Annotated in this window: 16 protein-coding genes and 1 pseudogene; 15 read left to right on the top strand and 2 right to left on the bottom strand. The window is 68.5% G+C overall.

Annotation, left to right across the window (positions count from 1 at the left end):
* Positions 1 to 22 precede the first annotated feature (22 nt).
* From ACWEIJ_RS37340 to ACWEIJ_RS37275, 14 genes are all read left to right on the top strand, one after another.
* Positions 23 to 1,300 carry an ATP-grasp domain-containing protein gene (locus ACWEIJ_RS37340; RefSeq protein WP_449841981.1) on the top strand — a complete coding sequence of 426 codons (1,278 nt, stop codon included), beginning with the start codon at positions 23 to 25 and terminating at the stop codon, positions 1,298 to 1,300.
* A 9-nt stretch (positions 1,301 to 1,309) separates the two neighbouring features.
* Positions 1,310 to 2,440, top strand: coding sequence for a GNAT family N-acetyltransferase (locus tag ACWEIJ_RS37335; protein ID WP_449841980.1), 1,131 nt, complete (start codon positions 1,310 to 1,312; stop codon positions 2,438 to 2,440).
* Positions 2,440 to 3,624 carry an ATP-grasp domain-containing protein gene (locus tag ACWEIJ_RS37330; protein WP_449841979.1) on the top strand — a complete coding sequence of 395 codons (1,185 nt, stop codon included), beginning with the start codon at positions 2,440 to 2,442 and terminating at the stop codon, positions 3,622 to 3,624. The genes ACWEIJ_RS37335 and ACWEIJ_RS37330 overlap by 1 nt, the downstream gene beginning before the upstream one ends.
* Positions 3,625 to 3,645: 21 nt before the next feature.
* On the top strand, positions 3,646 to 4,908 hold the full coding sequence (locus tag ACWEIJ_RS37325) for an ATP-grasp domain-containing protein (RefSeq protein ID WP_449841978.1): 1,263 nt from the start codon (positions 3,646 to 3,648) through the stop codon (positions 4,906 to 4,908).
* Positions 4,909 to 5,211: 303 nt separating this feature from the next.
* Positions 5,212 to 6,909, top strand: a complete 1,698-nt coding sequence (locus ACWEIJ_RS37320) for an ABC transporter ATP-binding protein (protein ID WP_449841977.1) — start codon at positions 5,212 to 5,214, stop codon at positions 6,907 to 6,909.
* A complete protein-coding gene (locus tag ACWEIJ_RS37315; RefSeq protein WP_449841976.1) occupies positions 6,902 to 8,836 on the top strand; it encodes an ABC transporter ATP-binding protein in 1,935 nt (644 codons plus the stop codon). Before ACWEIJ_RS37320 ends, ACWEIJ_RS37315 begins: the two co-directional genes overlap by 8 nt.
* A complete protein-coding gene (locus tag ACWEIJ_RS37310) occupies positions 8,829 to 9,047 on the top strand; it encodes a hypothetical protein (RefSeq protein WP_449841975.1) in 219 nt (72 codons plus the stop codon). Before ACWEIJ_RS37315 ends, ACWEIJ_RS37310 begins: the two co-directional genes overlap by 8 nt.
* Before the next feature lie 26 nt (positions 9,048 to 9,073).
* Positions 9,074 to 9,499 carry a FixH family protein gene (locus ACWEIJ_RS37305; protein ID WP_449841974.1) on the top strand — a complete coding sequence of 142 codons (426 nt, stop codon included), beginning with the start codon at positions 9,074 to 9,076 and terminating at the stop codon, positions 9,497 to 9,499.
* A 9-nt stretch (positions 9,500 to 9,508) separates the two neighbouring features.
* Positions 9,509 to 10,714, top strand: coding sequence for a pyridoxal phosphate-dependent aminotransferase (locus tag ACWEIJ_RS37300; protein ID WP_449841973.1), 1,206 nt, complete (start codon positions 9,509 to 9,511; stop codon positions 10,712 to 10,714).
* On the top strand, positions 10,711 to 10,929 hold the full coding sequence (locus ACWEIJ_RS37295) for a heavy-metal-associated domain-containing protein (RefSeq protein ID WP_449841972.1): 219 nt from the start codon (positions 10,711 to 10,713) through the stop codon (positions 10,927 to 10,929). The genes ACWEIJ_RS37300 and ACWEIJ_RS37295 overlap by 4 nt, the downstream gene beginning before the upstream one ends.
* A gap of 124 nt (positions 10,930 to 11,053) precedes the next feature.
* Entirely contained in the window at positions 11,054 to 13,390 is a 2,337-nt protein-coding gene (locus ACWEIJ_RS37290; RefSeq protein ID WP_449841971.1) for a heavy metal translocating P-type ATPase, read from the top strand.
* Between the two features lie 12 nt (positions 13,391 to 13,402).
* Entirely contained in the window at positions 13,403 to 14,326 is a 924-nt protein-coding gene (locus ACWEIJ_RS37285) for a GNAT family N-acetyltransferase (RefSeq protein WP_449841970.1), read from the top strand.
* On the top strand, positions 14,323 to 15,327 hold the full coding sequence (locus ACWEIJ_RS37280; RefSeq protein WP_449841969.1) for a copper resistance D family protein: 1,005 nt from the start codon (positions 14,323 to 14,325) through the stop codon (positions 15,325 to 15,327). The genes ACWEIJ_RS37285 and ACWEIJ_RS37280 overlap by 4 nt, the downstream gene beginning before the upstream one ends.
* A gap of 19 nt (positions 15,328 to 15,346) precedes the next feature.
* Positions 15,347 to 16,354, top strand: coding sequence for an ArsO family NAD(P)H-dependent flavin-containing monooxygenase (locus ACWEIJ_RS37275; protein ID WP_449841968.1), 1,008 nt, complete (start codon positions 15,347 to 15,349; stop codon positions 16,352 to 16,354).
* Here the strand turns inward: ACWEIJ_RS37275 and ACWEIJ_RS37270 are convergent.
* The gene (locus ACWEIJ_RS37270; protein ID WP_449841967.1) at positions 16,335 to 16,568 is read right to left on the bottom strand and encodes a hypothetical protein; all 234 of its coding nucleotides are present in this window, start codon (positions 16,566 to 16,568) and stop codon (positions 16,335 to 16,337) included. The genes ACWEIJ_RS37275 and ACWEIJ_RS37270 overlap by 20 nt on opposite strands.
* A gap of 89 nt (positions 16,569 to 16,657) precedes the next feature.
* The gene (locus ACWEIJ_RS37265) at positions 16,658 to 17,059 is read right to left on the bottom strand and encodes an arsenate reductase ArsC (RefSeq protein ID WP_449841966.1); all 402 of its coding nucleotides are present in this window, start codon (positions 17,057 to 17,059) and stop codon (positions 16,658 to 16,660) included.
* Positions 17,060 to 17,448: 389 nt separating this feature from the next.
* Between ACWEIJ_RS37265 and ACWEIJ_RS37260 the strand changes: the two are divergent.
* Positions 17,449 to 17,853, top strand: a pseudogene (locus tag ACWEIJ_RS37260) (APC family permease); the annotation flags it as partial.
* Positions 17,854 to 17,858 lie beyond the last annotated feature (5 nt).

Raw genomic sequence — 17,858 nt, 5'->3', positions numbered from 1 at the left:
CGCGGACGGGAAAGGAACGCCGGTGACTGAGCACGGCACATCCCCGGAGGGGACGGTCGTCCTGATCGGTGGACGGGCGGAGCGCGAGTTCGAGGTGCTGCGCGATCTCGGCTACCGGATCCTCTACCTCGACAAGCGCGTGCCGTTGCAGATCATGGGCTGGGTCGACGTGCCGATCGACGTGGACGTCGACAACTGGGACCTCGTGGCCTCGGCGATCACCGCTCATCTCGGGGCCGAGGCCCCGGTGGCCGTGCTCACCCACATCGAGCCGCGCATCCCGTTGATGACGCACCTGGCCGAGCGTCTGCTGCCGAAGCCCGCAGGGCTGACGCCGGAGGCGGCCAGGAACTGCCGGGACAAGTGGCGCACGCGGTCCGTTCTCGAAGAAGCCGGACTTCCCGTGCCCCGTTTCGGCCTGGCGGCCGACACCCGCGACGCGTCCCGGATCGCCAGGGAGATCGGCTTCCCGGTGGTGGTCAAACCACGAGACGGTGCCGGCGGCTTCGGAGTTCGTCGCTGCGGCTCCGTCGAGGAGGTGCGTGCGGCGACGAAGGCGATCCTCGAGGAGGCGGCCCCTGAGGCGTTGCCGGGCGTCCTCGTGGAGGAGTACCTGGACGGACCCGAGTACGCCGTCCAGACGCTCTCTCAGAGCGGTGTGACGCGGGTGCTGAGCGTCCTGCGCCAGCACATGACCGAACCACCCGTCTTCGTCGAGCTGGGCTACGACTACCCGTCCGGGCTTGCCGAGGCCGAGCTGGATCAGCTGGGGTCGATGGTCACCTCGGCGCTGGCCGTCCTGGGCATTCACGACTGGATCAGCCACACCCAGGTCCGCAGGTGTGCGGACGGGTTCCGCATCGTCGAGGTCAACGCCCGCCGTCCGGGCGGGCGGCTGGTCGAGATGACCGAGGCGGTGTCCGGTGTGGACATGATCGAGGCGGTCACCTCGATCGCATTGGGCCTGCCGGTCGGTGCCCGTGACCCGTACGCGAACCGGGCCAAGTACCGGAGCATCGTCTTCGATCAGGCGGGCACGCTGCTCTACCGCGTGCCCTCGCGCGTTCCCGCGGCGGTTCCGCCGATCGTCGAGATCGAGGTCCCGTCCGGGGACTCGGTCCTGCCCGTCGACCATCCCGAGGGTGGCGTGTACGGCCGCGTCGTCGTGTTCGGCGATACCGCGGAAGAGGTCGATGCGATCGAGGCCGCCGTGCGCGCGGAGCTGGACATCCAGGTGATCCAGGTCGACGAGCTCAACCTCGTGGGGGCGGACAGCCGCGAGTTCAAGTCGTGTTGCTGAGGTGACCGGATGACGATGGTGACTGAACCCGCCGAGACAGTCGGCGGGTATCGCGTCGAAGTGGTGCGTGGCGTCGCTGATGTCGACCGGCACGAGTGGAACGAGGTGGTGCGCGCCGGTGGCGGCACCATCTTCCACGCCTGGGAGTGGTTGGCGGCGTTCGAGGAAGCGCCGCCAGGTGTCTTCGAACCGTTGCACGTGCTCGCCTACGACGGTGAGCGCCTGGTGGGCGTCTGTCCCGCCTATCTCGTGCACCGGTGTCCTCGGCTGGACCACGTGGCCGGGCTCGCGGAGATCGACTTCGGCGGCCCTGTCCTGCTCGCACACAGCCTGGCCGCCTTCGCGGGCGGGCCCTTGGCGTCACCGGCGAGCCGCGGCGCGCTCGACGCGCTGGTCAGTGCAGTGGAACAGGCTGCTCAACGTCATGACGCGTGGGCGTGGGGATTCGCGAATCTCCCCGGCGGTCCCCTCGTGGGGAGGCTGCTGGGCAGGGGCTACGCGGCCGGCCAGCTGAGCACCACCTACGTCGTCGACACCCGGCACGCCTCGGCGCAGGACTACTGGGGCACCATCCGGGGCCGGCACCGGCGCGAGCTCGCACGCGAACGCAAAGGCTTGGCGCACAAAGGCTTCACCATCTCCCGCAGCACACCTACCGCGGAAGATCACGTGCGGCTGGTGCAGGCGCTCGTCGCCGACCACGGCACGCCGTTGGAACTGCTTCCGCAGAACTTCCTGCAGGCTCTGCACCGCAACCTCGCACCGTACGACCGGACGTTCGTGACCACGGACCAGGCCGGTGCAGTCGCGGCGGTGTTCGGCGGCTACGAGTTCGGCGCGGAGCAGTCGATGTGGCTGGCCGGACTGGACGTCGGCAGGTTCAGCTCCTTCGAGTTCTACCGGCCGATGCTCGCCGAGGTGATCGAGTCGGCCATCGGCTCGGGCACCGGCCTGGTGAACCTCGGACGCGCCAACCCGGCACCGAAGCGTCGTGTGGGCGCGGTGGCCGTCCCGTTGTACCTGGCGCTGAGCTCGTCGGACCGCAAACGCATGGCGATGCTGCATGCCGCGTGCGCTCTCCTTGAGTCACGGGTCCACCGCGGAACCGATGGCCTCGACGTCGTGAGCAGGTGTTGTTGATGACCTCTGCCGGTATCGACGAGCGGGAGAGCGTCGCGTGCATCTCGGGCCGGCGTGTGGTGGACGTGCTCGCGAGCATGGACGTGCGCACCGTGCTGCTGGGTGACCCGAACCCGCTCGATCTGGCCTGCATCGCGGACGTTCCCCTGGACGTCGACCTCGACGACTGGAAATCCACCGAGGTTGTGCTGCGCGCACTGCACGGCGCGCGCCCGTTGACCGCGGTCTTCAGCGTCTACGACGCGTACCTGCCGTTGGCCGCCTACCTCGCCATGCGACTGGGGATCCGAGGTCTGTCCATGCCCGCCGCGCTGAGTGCCGGCAACAAGGCGCGGATGCGCTTGGCCCTGGAAGGCGCGGGCATCGGGGGCCCGGACTACCTCGTCGTCGCCGACCCCGACGACGTCGAACCGGCGGCCCGGCGGCTCGGCTACCCGGTGGTGCTGAAGAAGATGGTCAATGCGCGAGGCCGTGGCGCGTTGTTGTGCCACGACGACCAGGAACTGGCGTGGGCGGTGGCCACGTTGGGCCGCTCCGCCTTCGTCGTCGAGAAGTACGTGTCCGGCCCCGAGTACGCGATCCAGACCATCACGGTCGACGGTGTGACCGAAGTGGTCAACGTGCTCGCACAGCAGACGGCACCCGGTCCGCGGCAGGCCGAGACGGGCTACGACTTCCCGAGCGGGCTCGGTGAGACAGGAGATCGAGCGCTCGGTCGGTTCGTCGCGGAAGCGTTGAGCGCGCTGGGTTTCGACAACGGCGTCGCACACGTGCAGGTCCGCATCGGCCCGTCCGGACCGGCGCTGATCAACGTCGCGGCCCGTCCGCCCGGCGGTCAGCTGTGCGACCTCACCGAACGCGTGTCCGGAGTGGACATGACGCGGGCCGCCGTCGACGTCGCCCTCGGTCGTCCTGTCACCCGGACCACACCGGTGGCGGCGCGCGCCTTGTACCGATGCGTCTCCTTCGACCGGGCGGGCGTTCTCGACTACGACGTGTCCGCCCTCGGCCGCCCCGGCGTCTTCCTGGACGCCGAGCCGGGTGAACGGGTGCACGCCGCGACCGACCTCCGCGGTGGAAGTTACGGCCGCATCGTCGTCTACGGCGACGAATCCGCCCAGATGGAAGCGGATTACGAACAGATCCTCGACTCCCTTCGCCCGACGGTGAAGCCCGAGCCCTGAAACCGGATGTGGTGATCACTGATGCCCAACGACACGCGCCCGCCCAGAGTGCTGGTGCTGAGCGGACAGCGCACGGTCAGGATGCTCAAGGAGCGCACCGGCTACGAGGTCGTGTACGCGGACGAGGCGATGACCCTGGAGCAGCTCCTCCTCTCCGACTTCCCGCTTGAGGTGGATTTCGACGACTGGGATGGCGTGGTGGCCAAGGTCGGCCAAGTACACGCGGGCAAACCGCTCGACGCCGTGGTCACCGGCGTGGACCGGCTGGTTCCGCTCGCGGGACGGCTGGCCGAGAGCCTGGGACTGTCCACCGGCATCACCGAGGAGGCGGCCCGCAACTGCAACGACAAGGCGGCCACCGAGCGGCTGTTGCAGCAAGCGGGCGTACCGGTTCCCGAACACCGGGTCGTCCGATCCACCGCGGAAGGAGTCGCGGCGGCGGGGGAGATCGGCCTGCCCGTTGTCGTCAAGCCGCGTGACGGCACAAGCGCGTCCGGACTCATGTACTGCGAGACCCCGGACGACGTGGCCGACGCGGTCGCCGACATCCTCGACGAGGGCAAGGACTCCGCTCTGATCGAGGAGTTCATGGTCGGAGCCGAGTTCGGTGTCTTCGCCAGCAGGGTGAACGGCCGGACCACGGTCATGTACGTGGTGGAAGGCGACGTCGGCCCGCCGCCGAAGTTCGTCAAGGTGGGCGCGTGGTTCCCGAGCACGCTCGGGGAGGAGCAGCTCGCCGAGCTCGAACGGCTCACCGATCAGGCGCTCACCGCCGTAGGCCTGGACAACTGGGTCGCGTCACTGCAGTTCTGGTTCACCGAGGCGGGACCGAAGGCCGGCGAGATCAACCCCAGGGTGGCGGGTGGTCAGGGAGTCGAGCTGATCGCCGCCACGTCCGGCTACGAACCCACGCTCGTCGCCGTCGAGGCCGCCCTGGGCCGCCAGATGTCACCGGAGAAGCCGCGGGCCGCCGCAGGTCTTTATCGCAGCATCGTGTTCTCCGAGGCCGGTCGGCTGCGCTACGACGAGGACGCCCTGGCAGGCGTCGAAGGGCTCGAATCGCCCATCCCGCCCTTCATCGAGCTCGACGTCAAGCCGGGCGATCCGGTGGTGCCGATCAACCATCCGCGCGGAGGCGCGTTCGGCCGGATAGTCCTGGCGGGCAGGAATGGTGAGGAGCTCGACCGGGATCTTCAGCGCATTCTGGACAAGCTGGACCTTCAGGTGGAGTCGTCGACCGCTGCGGAACCGCAGGTCGAGCGCGCTCACACCTCTTGCTGCTGAAGGCAGCCGGCAGTTGGCGCAGTTGTCTTGACGGCTCTCGAAGCAGCTGTTTAGATAACTTTGAAATCATCTAATCAAGGCCCCTGGGAGGTGAACATGGCTGACGACATGATCGGGTCCGGCTGCTGCGAGACCAGCGGCATGGAGGATGTCGCGGAGGATGGCACCGAGTGCGGTTGCGCGTGTGCCTGCTGCGACTAGGAAACCGAGATTTCAGATGATCTCAAGCGGTCCGCGTCCTCAGGGCGCGGCCCGCCCTCGCTGGTCACAAGTCGTGCAATCCCAAGAAGAAGAGGGCTCGACGTGAAGGAGTCGCTCCGCGCGCTGCGCTTCATGTACAGCTACCCGTTGCGCTACCGCGGCGCGATGACGCTGGCCACCGGTGTCATGCTCGTCGGTCTGCTGGGCAACATCGCCATCCCGCTGCTCATGCGCATCGCGATCGACGTCGGCGTGCTCGGTGGTGACACCCAGCTGCTTCTGGTGATCGCACTGGGCGTGCTGGCCGCAGGCGCGGCGACCACCGCGTTGCTGCACTGGGGCAAGAGGATCAGGTTCGGCATCGCGAGCCGTGCGGTCACCGATCTGAGGCACGACCTGTTCAGCCAGCTGCTGCGGCTCGGTCCGGCCGACACGGCCGAGGTGTCCGGTGGCCGCGCGCTGACCCGCCTCATCTCCGACGCGGTCGCCGTGCGCGGTCTCACCAACGGCGGTCTGCTCGAACTGTTCAACCAGATCATGGTGACCGGCGCGATGCTGGTGGCAGCGCTGGTGATCGACTGGCGGGTCACCCTGATCTCGGTCATCCCCATGGCTTTCGTGATCCTCGGCAACATGACGGTCCAGCTGCGGTTGCAGAAGTCCTTCGTGGAACTGAAGGGTCAGTTCACCAAGCTGCTCGCCGGAGTCGGCGAATCGCTGGCGAACATCAACATGGTCAAGTCCTTCGGCCGTGAGGGCGCCGCGTCCGGCAAGCTGCACAAGATCAACGAAGACCACGCGGCCCGCGACGGCAAGATGAAGACGACCTACAGCCGCTGGGAGGCGTTCCTCAACGTCATCGGCGGACTGCCGACGCCGATCGCGCTGTGGGTCGGTGGCAACGCCGTCGTCGACGGCACCCTGACCGTCGGCAGTCTGGTCGCGATCGTCGCGCTGATCATGATGTTCCAGATGAGCATCCACATGCTCTCGATGAACGTGAACGGAGCGTTCCGCTCCACCATCACCGCACAACGGCTGCTGCAGGTGATGGACGCGCAGTCGGTGGTGAACGAGCGGCCCGACCCGCGGCCGATGCCCGAGCTGCGCGGTGCGGTCAGCACGGAAGGCGTCGTCGTGGAGATCGGCGGCCGCCGCGTTCTCGACGACGTCGATGTCACCATCGAACCCGGCGAAAGCGTCGCGCTGGTCGGTCCGACCGGAAGCGGCAAGAGCACCCTGCTCCACGTGCTGGCGCGGCTGCGCGACCCGGAAGAGGGCACGGTCCGCTACGACGGTGTCGATGTGCGGGAGTACAACTCGCACGACGTGCGCAAGCGGGTCGTCTGCCTTCCGCAGCGCCAGTGGGTGTTCGAGGGCACGCTGGCGGAGAATGTCGCGTTCGCCCGACCTGACGCCACGGGGAAGGAAGTCGCCGCCGCGGTGTCCGCCGCAGGCCTCGGCCACCTCCCTCTGGACCGGGAGTTCGGCGCCACCACGATGGACCTCTCGGCCGGCGAGCGGCAACGCATCGGCCTCGCCCGAGCCCTCCTGGTCGACCCGGACGTACTGCTCCTCGACAACCCCACGGCGAACCTCGACGCGGAGACCGAGGTCGCGCTGCTCGAGACCATCGTCTCCGTGCGCGGAAAGCGCACGTTGATCATCGCGACCCAGCAGGACTCCGTGGCTCGCTACGCCGACCGCGCGATCACCCTGCGGGCCGGCGCCGTCGAGACCGGCGAAGCCGTGCGGCTCGCCCACGCCGGAACGTCCGAAGGAGCCAAGGTCAATGGCTGACCCGACCACGGCCGCTCCGGCCAAGACCAGCGTGGCGGACATGGACGCCCGCGCCGCGCGCAAGATCCTCTGGAGCGCTGTGAAGCGCTTCCTGCCCTACATGAAGCCGCACCTGGGATGGATGTCCATCGCGACCTTGATGGCCGTGCTGTCGTCGATCACCACGATCGCCGTGATGTACACGGTGATGGCCGGAATCGGTCACATCGTTCTCGGTGACATGGAGGCGATCCGCAGCACTGCGATCAACCTCATGGTGCTGGTGCTCGTCGAGAACGTCATCCGCATCATCTACAACTCCGCGATGATCAGGGTCAACGAGCGCCTGACCGTGACCATTCGCAACGACCTCGTGGAGCGACTGCACAAGGTGCAGCTGTCGAGGCACGTCGCCCAGGCGAGCGGAGAGTGGGTCACCCGCGTTCTGTTCGAGGCCAACAGGTTCCGCAGCTTCCTCACCAAGTCGGTGATGGAGGTCGTGAACAGCGTTGTGTGGTTCATCGCCTTCTCGGTCTTCCTGCTCGCGCTGAGCCCGGCCGTCGCTCTGCCCACCCTGGTCTCGATTCCGCTGATGGTCTACATCGCGTTGTGGTGGACGAACCGGCTGCGTGGCGACACCCGGCGGCAGCGCCGGGAGTGGGACAAGATGGTCGGCTACCTCAACCAGCGCATCGACGGCATCGGCGACATCCGCGCGTTCGGCCAGGAGCAGTCGCTGCTCGACGACCTCAGCGCGCGTTCGGAGCGGTACAACGTCGTCCACAACCGGTTGTCGCGCAAGCGTCTCTGGCTTTCCTCACACCTCGCGTTCAGCGTCCACTTCGCACTCGCACTGCTGATCTTCTTCGGTGGCCTGCAGATCATCCAGGGACGTGCCCTCGGCTCTGGGTTCTTCTTCTCCCTGGCCTCAGGCATGATGCCGATGACGTGGATGCTGCTCGGCACCGACACGATGATGGCCTCGATGGGCATGGCCCAGGGTGCGGCGCTCGCCGCGGGCACGCTGGCCGCGTTCGCGTTGTTCGTCAAGAAGATGCTCAACCCGGTGCGCGACCTGGCCCACCAGCTCGGTGAGGCGTCCGACGTCGCGGTGTCCGCGCAGCGCGTCCTCGAAGTGCTCGACCTGCCGGAGGAAGACGACTCCGGCGAGGTGTTGCCGCCCGTGCGTGGTGAGCTCGTGGTCGACGACGTCCGCTTCGGCTACCCCGGTGGCGAGGAAGTGCTGCACGGCTTGAGCTTCTCGGCCCAGCCCGGCGAGCACGTCGGCGTCATCGGTTCCAGTGGTGCCGGCAAGAGCACGTTGATGCAGCTGCTCGTCCGGCTCTACACGCCGACTTCCGGAACGATCAGCGTTGACGGCCACGATCTCGCCGCGGTGAGCAAGTCCTCGGTGCGTGACCAGATCCTGCTCGTCACACAGGAAGCACAGCTCTTCGACGGCACCGTGTCGGAGAACATCCGCTTCGGTCGTCCGGACGCCACCGATGAGGAAGTCGTCGCGGCGGCCGAGTCGGTCGGCGCCGACGAGGTGATCCGCCAGCTCGGCCAGGGCTACAGCACCCGAGTGGGTGAGCGCGGCTCCCGGCTGTCCGTCGGTGAACGACAGCTCGTCGCGCTCGCCCGCGCGATGCTCGCCGACCCCAGGGTGATCATCCTGGACGAGGCGGTGTCCAGTGTGGACCCGGAGCGGCAGCTCATCGTGCTGGCGGCCATCCGGCGCCTGCTCGACGGGCGCACCGCCGTGGTGGTCGCCCACTGGCTCGCCCTCGTCGAAGACCTGGACAAGGTGTTCGTGCTGGAAGACGGCCGGATCGTCGAGTCCGGCAGCCCCGTGGAACTGCTCACCGCACACGGCCGGCTCGCCGAGCTGCTGAACGTGCAGACCAGTCAGAACAAGGAAAAGACCGGAAGGAACGTCAATGTCTAGCGAGACCAACGTCAGCGACATGTTCACCGCCGCGCTCGGCGGCGAGGCACCCGCGGCCAAGCCCGCCGCGAAGTCCTCGTGCTGCGGGCCCAAGGTCGAGGTCAAGATCGAAACTGCCGAGGCGGCTGCGCCGAAGACGTCGTCCTGCTGCGGCCCGAAGCCGGAGGCGACCGCGGAGGCACCGGCGGCCAAGAGCTCCTGCTGCGGCTAGAAGTTCGGCACCACTGAGGAGATTTCATGACCAGGACGCGAGTCGCCTCGCTCGTCACGGTGGTGGCGGCGCTCGCCGTCGCCACCGCGGGGTGCGGGGCACGCCAGGCAGACGCCGGCGCACCGACGCAGACCTGCACCGACACCAAGACCGGCTCGGGTCTGACCATCGACCTCACGACCCCTTGCCCGATCAGAGGCGGGAGATCTGCGGACGCTCGCATCACGGTCAAGGACGAAAAGGGGCAGAAGGTCACCGACGCCACGGTGAAGGTCACGCCTGACATGCCCGCGATGAACATGCACAGCGGCGAGCAGAACGCCACCCTCAACGGTGACGGCTACGACGCGAAGCTCGTTCTGGGCATGGGTGGCGACTGGACCGTCAAGGTCGTCGTGACCCGCGGCTCGGGGTCTCCTGCCGACGTGAGCTTCACGCTCAACGCCAAGTAGGGGGCCGAGATGCTGAACCGCCGCGCGGCCATGGTGCCGCCGTCGAGCACGGCGTCACTGGACGCCTACGTGAAGCAGCTGGTGGCCGACGGGGTCGACGTCGTCAACCTGACTGGCGGCGAGGTCGACTTCCCGACACCGGACAAGGCCTGCCGCGGCGGTGTCGACGCGATCAAGCACGGTCTGACCCGCTACACGGCGGTGGCGGGAATCCCGGCGTTGCGCGCGGCCATTTCCGATCGCTTGGAGTCGGTGTGGAAGTGCTCGTACCCGGCCGACCAGATCCTGGTGACCAACGGGGCGAAGCAGGCGTTGGCCAACGCGTTCGCGGTGCTGCTGGATCCCGGTGACGAGGTGCTGATCCAGGCCCCGCACTGGGTCAGCTTCCCGCACATGGTGACGCTGGCCGGCGGCGAACCGGTGGTGATCCCCACCGGGGCGAGCACGGGCTTCAAACTCACACCGGCCATGGTCGAGGACCGGATCACCAGCCGCACCAAGGTGTTGTTGCTCAACAGCCCGTCGAACCCGACCGGTGTCGTCTACGACCGTGACGAGCTCGAAGCGCTCGCCGCGGTAGCGCTCAAGCACGAGCTGGTCATCATCAGCGACGAGATCTACGGCGATCTGGTGTACGCCGACGCGACGTTCACCAGCGTGGCGTCGCTCAGCGAGGAGATCAGGTCGCGGACCATCACGGTCGCCGGCTTCTCCAAGACCTTCGCCATGACCGGCTGGAGGGTCGGTTTCGCCGCCGGACCCAAGCCGGTGATCTCCGCGATGGCCGCGGTGCAGGGGCACACCACCTCCGCACCCTCGACCATCTCCCAGTACGCGGCGCTCGCCGCCCTCCTGGACGAGCCGGTGGCGGAACTGGCTCGCCGCAAGGAAGATCTGGACTTCCGCCGAGGGATGATGCGCGGTGGCTTGAGCGCGATTCCCGGCATCAGGCTGGCAGTCGAGCCGCGTGGGGCGTTCTTCGCGTTCGCCGACGTGACCGGCTTCTACGGCCACAACGGGATCACCGATGCCGCGACCTTCGCCGAACGGCTGCTCGCGGACGCGCAGGTCGCGGTCATGCCCGGAGCCGACTTCGGAGCACCCGATCACGTCCGGCTGTCCTACGCCGTGAGCGCTGACTCGATCACCACCGCGCTGGAGCGGATGCGCGACTTCGCGCGAGAAACCCTCTTAGAGAAAGAGACAACGCGATGACCACCACCACCTACTCCGTCACGGGAATGACGTGCGGTGGATGCGCGAAGCGCGTCCGCACGGCCATCGAAGAGGGCGTGCCCGGGCTGTCGGAGATCAAGATCGATCCGGCCGCGGGCCGGGTGGAGATCACCTCCGAAGGTCCCATCTCCGACGACGCCGTTCAGGCCGCCGTCGAGACGACCAAGTACAAGTTCGCCGGCGTGCTCGCGTGAGCGTCCCGGTCAAGCTGGCCGGCTTCGCGGCCGTTCTCGTCGTGGTCTTCGCGTTGGCGTACGTGGCCGGCACACACGCGCCGATCTTGTGGTGAACGAAATCCGGTAGGGGAGGGCAGGGGAGATGGCTGGACCGGCCACGACGGCCGCGCCACAAGCGGTGGTCACGCTCAACATCGGCGGCATGACCTGCGGGTCCTGTTCGGCCCGCATCGAGCGCAAGCTCAACCGCGTGGAGGGCGTCCAAGCGGAGGTCAACTTCGCGCTGGAGCAGGCGCACGTCGCACACGACCCCAGCGTGAAGGTCGAGGACCTGATCGCCCTGGTGGAGTCCATCGGCTACACCGCCGCACTCCCGGTCGAAGAGGTCGTGGAGGTCGACGACGGCGCACCGAACGCCGAGGACCTGGCCGAGGAGCAAGCCCTCGCGGCGATGCGTCGCAAGCTCCTGCTGTGCCTCGCCCTGACGATCCCCGTCGTCGCGATGGCGATGATCCCGCCCCTGCAGTTCACCTACTGGCAGTGGTTGTCCCTGACGCTCGCGGCACCGGTCGCCACCTGGGGCGCGGCGCAGTTCCACGTCGCCGCGTGGAAGAACCTGCGTCACGCCTCGGGCACCATGGACACGCTGATCTCCCTCGGCGTCCTCGCCGCGTTCGGGTGGTCCCTCTACACGTTGTTCTTCGGCTACGCCGGCGTCCCCGACATGAAGATGCCGTTCGTCATGCTGCCGGTGTCCGGTCAGGGCCTGCACCACATCTACCTCGAAGTCGCCGCCACCCTGACGGTCTTCATCCTGGCCGGTCGCTACGCAGAGCACCGCTCCAAGCGACGTGCCGGTGCCGCGCTTCGCGCACTGCTCGAACTCGGCGCCAAGGACGTCACGGTGCTGCGCGCCGGGCAGGAAGTCACCATCCCGATCAAGCAGCTGCGCGTCGGCGAGCTCTTCGTCGTCCGGCCGGGGGAGAAGATCGCGACCGACGGCATCGTCGTCGAGGGCAGCTCGGCGGTCGACGCGTCGATGCTCACTGGCGAGAGCGTGCCGGTCGAGGTGTCCGTGGACGACTCGGTCACCGGTGCCACCGTCAACGCCAACGGACGCCTTGTGGTGCGTGCCGAGCGCGTCGGCTCCGACACGGAGCTGGCGCACATCGCGAAGCTGGTGAGCGAGGCGCAGGCGGGCAAGGCATCGGTCCAGCGGCTGGCGGACCGCGTGGCAGCGGTGTTCGTGCCGGTGGTCATCGGACTGGCCGTCGCGGCGTTCGGCTTCTGGCTCGGCAACGGCGCCGATGTGGCCACGGCCCTCGTCGCCGCGGTCTCGGTGCTCGTCGTGGCCTGCCCGTGCTCGCTGGGCTTGGCCACCCCGACCGCATTGCTGGTCGGCACGGGCCGCGGTGCGCAGCTCGGCATCCTGATCCGCGGTCCAGAGGTGCTGGAGTCGACCAAGCGGATCGACACGGTGGTGCTCGACAAGACCGGCACGGTGACCACCGGCGCCATGCGCCTGGTCGACGTCGTTCCGGCCGACGGAGAGGACGAGGAGGAGATCCTCCGCCTGGCCGGCGCGCTGGAGAACGCCTCGGAGCACCCGATCGCCAAGGCGATCGCCTCAGCGGCCAAAGAGCGTTTCCAGTCCCTTGCGGTGGTCGCGGACTTCGAGGCCACCGCGGGCCTGGGCGTGAGCGGTGTGGTCGACGGCAAGACCGTTCTCGTCGGCCGGGCCGCCTGGCTCGGCGACCGGCTGTCGACACCTGACGCGCTCATGGACGCGCTCACCCGTGCACAGGAGCGAGGACAGACGCCGGTGCTGGTCGGCTGGGACGGCCAGGTGCGTGGCGTGCTGACGATCGCGGACACCACCAAGCCGTCCAGTGCCGAAGCGGTGGCCCAGCTGCGGCGCCTCGGCCTGCACCCCGTCCTGCTCACCGGCGACAACGAGCGTGCCGCGCGCACCATCGCCAAGCAGGTGGGCATCGACGACGTCGAGGCCGATGTGCTGCCCGCGGACAAGGTCGCGGTGGTCAAGCGGTTGCAGGCCGAAGGTCGTACCGTCGCCATGGTCGGCGACGGGGTCAACGACGCGGCCGCGCTCGCCCAGGCCGATCTCGGCATCGCGATGGGCACCGGGACGGACGCGGCGATCGAGGCCAGCGACATCACGCTCGTACGCGGCGATCTGCGCAGCGCACCGGACGCGGTCCGGCTGGCACGTCGCACCCTCGGCACGATCAAGGGCAACCTGTTCTGGGCGTTCGCCTACAACGTCGCCGCGATCCCGCTGGCCGCGATGGGCTGGCTCAACCCGATGATCGCCGGTGCCGCGATGGCCCTGTCGAGCATCTTCGTCCTGTCGAACAGCCTGCGGCTGCGCAGGTTCCGCGGTGAGACCAGTCCTGCCGACCTGACCGAACCTGCGGGACCGGCCGCGTCCAGGTCCGCAGAGCTGACCTCGGTGGGCTGAGAGTTGAGAACGGTGGCACTGGGCGTGCCGATGGCGGTGATCGACGCCGACGACGCGTTGTCCGGCGCCTGGCGCGCCTTCAGTGCCGACGTCGACGTCGTGCGGGTCCAGGACCCGCCGGCACACCTCTGGCGTGAGCTGGCCGCGGCCGGCTTCCATCCCAAGCCTCAGGTGCTCACCTGGCGGGCCGCGCCGCTGGGAAGCGAGGAGGAGTTCGTCGCGCGACTGTCCGGAAAGGACCGGCAGAACCTCCGGACGGCACGACGGCACGCCGCGGGGCTGTCGGTCCGGACCGAGCCGGTCGACGCCGATCTGCTCGACGAGTTCCTGCCGATCTACGAGGCGGGCATCGCGCGGATGAAGCACGGCTGGGCGGTCGCCAAGGAGCAGAAGGACAAGGTGCTCGCCGACGCTGATCGCTACTTCGCGGTGTGCATGCGCTCGAACGGCACTCTGGTCGGCGCCAGCATCAACGAGGAGTCGCACGTCCGCGGCGAAGTCCGTGCGCGGTTCTCCGCGACGTTGCCCGACCAGCGGCAGTCGAGCCTCGCGAAGGTGCTCTACCTCGAAGTGATCGAGGTGGCGAGGCAGCGCGGGTTCTCGTGGGTGAGTCTGGGCAGCGATCCGAACCTCTACGGCCACCTCGCCAAGCCTGGCTTGTTCGGGTTCAAGAACCGGCTGGGTTTCGCGGCGGTGCCCTCGCACGTCGTCGATCCCGGTTCCGGCTCGGACCAGGCGGACCGCGTCGTGGGCCTCAGCGCCTTGTCCGATCCGACGTTCCTGCTCGCGTACGCGCACGACGAATCCGGTACGCCGAAGCGGGATTCCTTGCTGCGCCTGGAGCTCTTCGCCGGCGATCCCGCGGTCGACGTGCGCCCGTACACCGCCGACTACCTCGACGGCGTGCAGATCAACCCGGTGGGCGGCCCGCCATGACGGTGACCCGCCTGCCCACGCGTGCGCCGTCCTCGCTCCTCGCGCTCGTCCTCGCCGCCGGGTGCGTGTGCGGCGTGCTGGCCGGTCTTGCAATGAGCGTGTTCTCCACTGCCCCAGGCCTGATCGAGCCGACCCTCACCGTCCGGATCGGGCTCCCCATGGCTCGGATGACGATCATGCTCGCCGCCGTGGTCGTGGTCGGTGCGGCGCTCCTGCCGCTCCTGCTGGGTTCACGGCGGCAGGCCGCGTCCCAGGTCGCCGTCATCGCCTCGGCCGTCTGGGCGGTGGCCGCCCTCGCCTGCCTCGTCTTCGACATCGCGACCGTCCACGTAGGACACCAGGTCACGAGCCAAATGATCGTCGGGCACGTCACGGGCTTCCGCACGGGAACCGCACTCGCGCTCGTCATGGCGGGAGCCGTGGGCAATCTCGTGGTGGCGGCGGTGGCTGTGCGCCGCGATGTTCCTGTTCTGCTGCCGCTGACAATGGCTGTGCTCACCGTGCTGCCGTTACCACCCAGCGGCCACTCCTTCGACGCCCCCGAAGGCGTTCTCGCACTCGGCGTGGTGGGCCTGGAGCTGCACGTGCTCGCGGTGACGGCGTGGACCGGTGGTCTGCTCGCGGTGGCCACCGCGGCCGGCGCGCACCGCGAGCTCCTGGCAGACGCTTTGCCGAGGTTCTCCCGGCTGGCCACCGTCTGCGTCTTCGTCGCGGCGATCGCCGGTGTGGTGTCAGGTCTGCTGCACCTCGTCGTGGCGCCGGAGGTGCAGTGGTTCTCCGCTCTCTTCACGACCGGCTACGGGCGGATCCTCCTGTTCAAGGGTGTGCTCCTGGCCGCGGCGGGGTTGCTGGGTGCTCACATCCGCTTCCGCCTGCTGCCGTCGATCCGGGCACAGCGCCGGACCGCTTTCGTACGCTGGGCGGCACTGGAACTGGCGGTGATGGGGCTGGCCTTCGGGCTGGCGGCCGTGCTCGCGCGCAGTCCCGTTGACGCGGTGTGATCGGAATGCCGGAGGACGAGTGACCGACGTCGTCGTGATCGGCGGGGGCCAATCAGGCCTCGCCGCGGGCTACTACCTGCGCAGGGCCGGGCTGAGCTTCGTGATCCTCGACGCCCAGCCCGAGCCGGGCGGTGCCTGGCAGCACGGCTGGGACTCGTTGCGGCTCTTCTCGATCGCGCGGCACAGCTCGCTGCCGGGATGGCCCATGCCGCCGTTCCTGGACGGGTACCCGACCGCCGCGCACGTGATCGACTACCTCTCCGCCTACGAGAAGCGCTACGCCCTGCCGATTCACCGACCGGTCGAGGTGCAGGCCGTCCAGCGCCGCGGTGACCAGCTGGTCGTGGAGACCGACACCGGCGAATGGACCGCCAAGGCAGTCATCAGCGCCACCGGAACCTGGTGGCGTCCGTTCGTGCCGACGACGCCCGGACGGTTCGCCGGCCGCCAGCTGCACACCACCGGCTACCGCAACGCCGAGCAGTTCGCCGGTCGACGGGTCGTCGTGGTGGGCGGTGGCAACTCCGGTGCCCAGATCGCGGCCGACCTCGTCGGACACGTCGACCTGACCTGGGTCACCCTGCGCCCGCCGCGCTACCTGCCGGACGAGATCGACGGCAAGGCGCTGTTCGACATCGCCAGCGCTCAAGCCGGTGGCATCGCCAACCTCGGCGACATCGTCGCTGTACCGACCGTGCGCGCGGCGCGTGACGCGGGACGTCTTGTGGCGCAACCGATGTTCGACCACTTCGACGGGAACGACGTGGTGTGGCCTGGTGGTTCGCGGCAGGAAGTCGACGTGATCATCTGGTGCACCGGCTTCCGTCCGGCGCTGAACCACCTGGCGCCGCTCGGCCTGCGCACGTCCGAGGGCCGGATACCCGTGGCCGGAACGCGCGCGGAGGAAGAACCCCGGCTGCACCTGCTCGGCTACGGCAACTGGACGGGGACGGCCTCCGCGACGCTGATCGGCGTCGGCCGCACCGCGCGGGCCGCCGTCGCGGAGATCAAAAGCCTCGTCGAGTGAGCGGCGGCACGAGCAACACCGCCACGACGCCGAGCATGAAGCCGCACAGCGCGGCGACCCACCAGGCTTCGCCGACGAGCCGGACGATCACGACTCCCACGGCGCCGGCGGCACTGCCCCACTCCACGGGCCGAGTGGAAGCCCAGCCCCGGAACCGCAGGTAGTGCACGAGCAGGACGAGATGGAACGGCAGTTCGTCGGTGGTGCGATCCATGATCGTGTCCTCACGACGCTTGCATTGAAGTTCGTCCATGCAGTCAAACAAGCTGCATCGATACTCGTCAATATGCGCTGATGGGAACGTCAGTCGAACAGTTCGTGAACGAGCTGCCGCACTCGCCGGTCGATCTCGTCGCGAATCGGCCGGACGGCTTCGACACCCTTGCCCGCCGGGTCGTCGAGCTTCCAGTCCAGGTACCGCTTGCCGGGAAACACGGGGCAGGTGTCGCCGCAGCCCATGGTGATCACGACGTCCGAGGCCTCGACGTCGTCGTAGGTCAGCTTGGTCGGCACCTCGGCGGTGATGTCGAGGCCCCACTCGGCGAGCGCCTCGGCGGCCGCGGGGTTGACCTTCTCGGCGGGCTCGGAGCCGGCGGAGCGCACGGCGACCCGGCCGAGCCCGTGGTGCTGCAGCAGTGCGGCCGCCATCTGGGACCGGCCCGCGTTGTGCACGCAGACGAACAGCACTTCGGGCTTCTCGGTCACGGGCGGTACTCCTCACGGGTGATGCCCTCATGGTGCATCGCGGCAGGCGTTGGAGCGACTTTCGTCGATGCAGATCACATCGCCTGCCCCCTGTGCTGATCACTGTCAACGGGTCAGGACGCGCTGCCGGACGCCGATCGACTGTCCTTTCTGGATCGGATGCTGCCGGTGTGGATTGGTCTGACGATGTCCGGCCTGAACTGCGAACGCACCACCGGCCTTGTCGGGTTCATCGACTGGTGGTGGGGCGCCGCAGCTCGCTCGTCGATTGGGTACGAGCAGCGCCGTGGTGATCGGGCTGGGGTCGATGATCGGTGCCGGGGTGTTCGCCGCGTTCGCGCCCGCTGCCCGTGCGGCCGGAGCCGGCTTGCTGATCGGCTTGGCGATCGCTGCGGTCGTTGCTCGGTGTCTCACGCACCACGTTGGCCATGGCACGTGACGGGCACCTACCGCGCGCTCTGAGTGCGGTCCACCCCAAGTTCCAGGTGCCTCACCACGCCGAGGTCACCGTCGGAGTCGCGGTCGCCATTCTCGTGAGCGTGGTCGACCTGCGCGGCGCAATCGGCTTCTCCTCGTTCGCGGTGCTCGTCTACTACGCCATCGCCAACGCTTCAGCGTGGACGTTGACGCGCGACGAAGGCCGTCCACCCCGGATCGTCCCCGTCGTGGGCCTGCTCGGCTGTCTCGTACTGGCTTTCACGCTGCCGGGAAGTTCCGTGCCGGCCGGGTCGCTGGTCCTGGTACTGGGCGCCGCGATCTGGGCCGTCCGCCGGATCAGGTCGGCTCGGCGCTGACCACC

It is taken from the genome of Lentzea sp. NPDC004789 (genome assembly GCF_053601075.1).
Note: the sequence above shows the minus strand (reverse complement) of the source record. Positions and strands in the feature narration are given on the sequence as shown.

Coding starts and splice junctions, on each gene's coding strand:
- ACWEIJ_RS37305 (WP_449841974.1), top strand. CDS start 9,074: ATGACCAGGACGCGAGTCGCCTCGCTCGTCACGGTGGTGGCGGCGCTC.
- ACWEIJ_RS37280 (WP_449841969.1), top strand. CDS start 14,323: ATGACGGTGACCCGCCTGCCCACGCGTGCGCCGTCCTCGCTCCTCGCG.
- ACWEIJ_RS37290 (WP_449841971.1), top strand. CDS start 11,054: ATGGCTGGACCGGCCACGACGGCCGCGCCACAAGCGGTGGTCACGCTC.
- ACWEIJ_RS37295 (WP_449841972.1), top strand. CDS start 10,711: ATGACCACCACCACCTACTCCGTCACGGGAATGACGTGCGGTGGATGC.
- ACWEIJ_RS37335 (WP_449841980.1), top strand. CDS start 1,310: ATGACGATGGTGACTGAACCCGCCGAGACAGTCGGCGGGTATCGCGTC.
- ACWEIJ_RS37270 (WP_449841967.1), bottom strand. CDS start 16,568: ATGGATCGCACCACCGACGAACTGCCGTTCCATCTCGTCCTGCTCGTG.
- ACWEIJ_RS37300 (WP_449841973.1), top strand. CDS start 9,509: ATGCTGAACCGCCGCGCGGCCATGGTGCCGCCGTCGAGCACGGCGTCA.
- ACWEIJ_RS37310 (WP_449841975.1), top strand. CDS start 8,829: ATGTCTAGCGAGACCAACGTCAGCGACATGTTCACCGCCGCGCTCGGC.
- ACWEIJ_RS37325 (WP_449841978.1), top strand. CDS start 3,646: ATGCCCAACGACACGCGCCCGCCCAGAGTGCTGGTGCTGAGCGGACAG.
- ACWEIJ_RS37315 (WP_449841976.1), top strand. CDS start 6,902: ATGGCTGACCCGACCACGGCCGCTCCGGCCAAGACCAGCGTGGCGGAC.
- ACWEIJ_RS37330 (WP_449841979.1), top strand. CDS start 2,440: ATGACCTCTGCCGGTATCGACGAGCGGGAGAGCGTCGCGTGCATCTCG.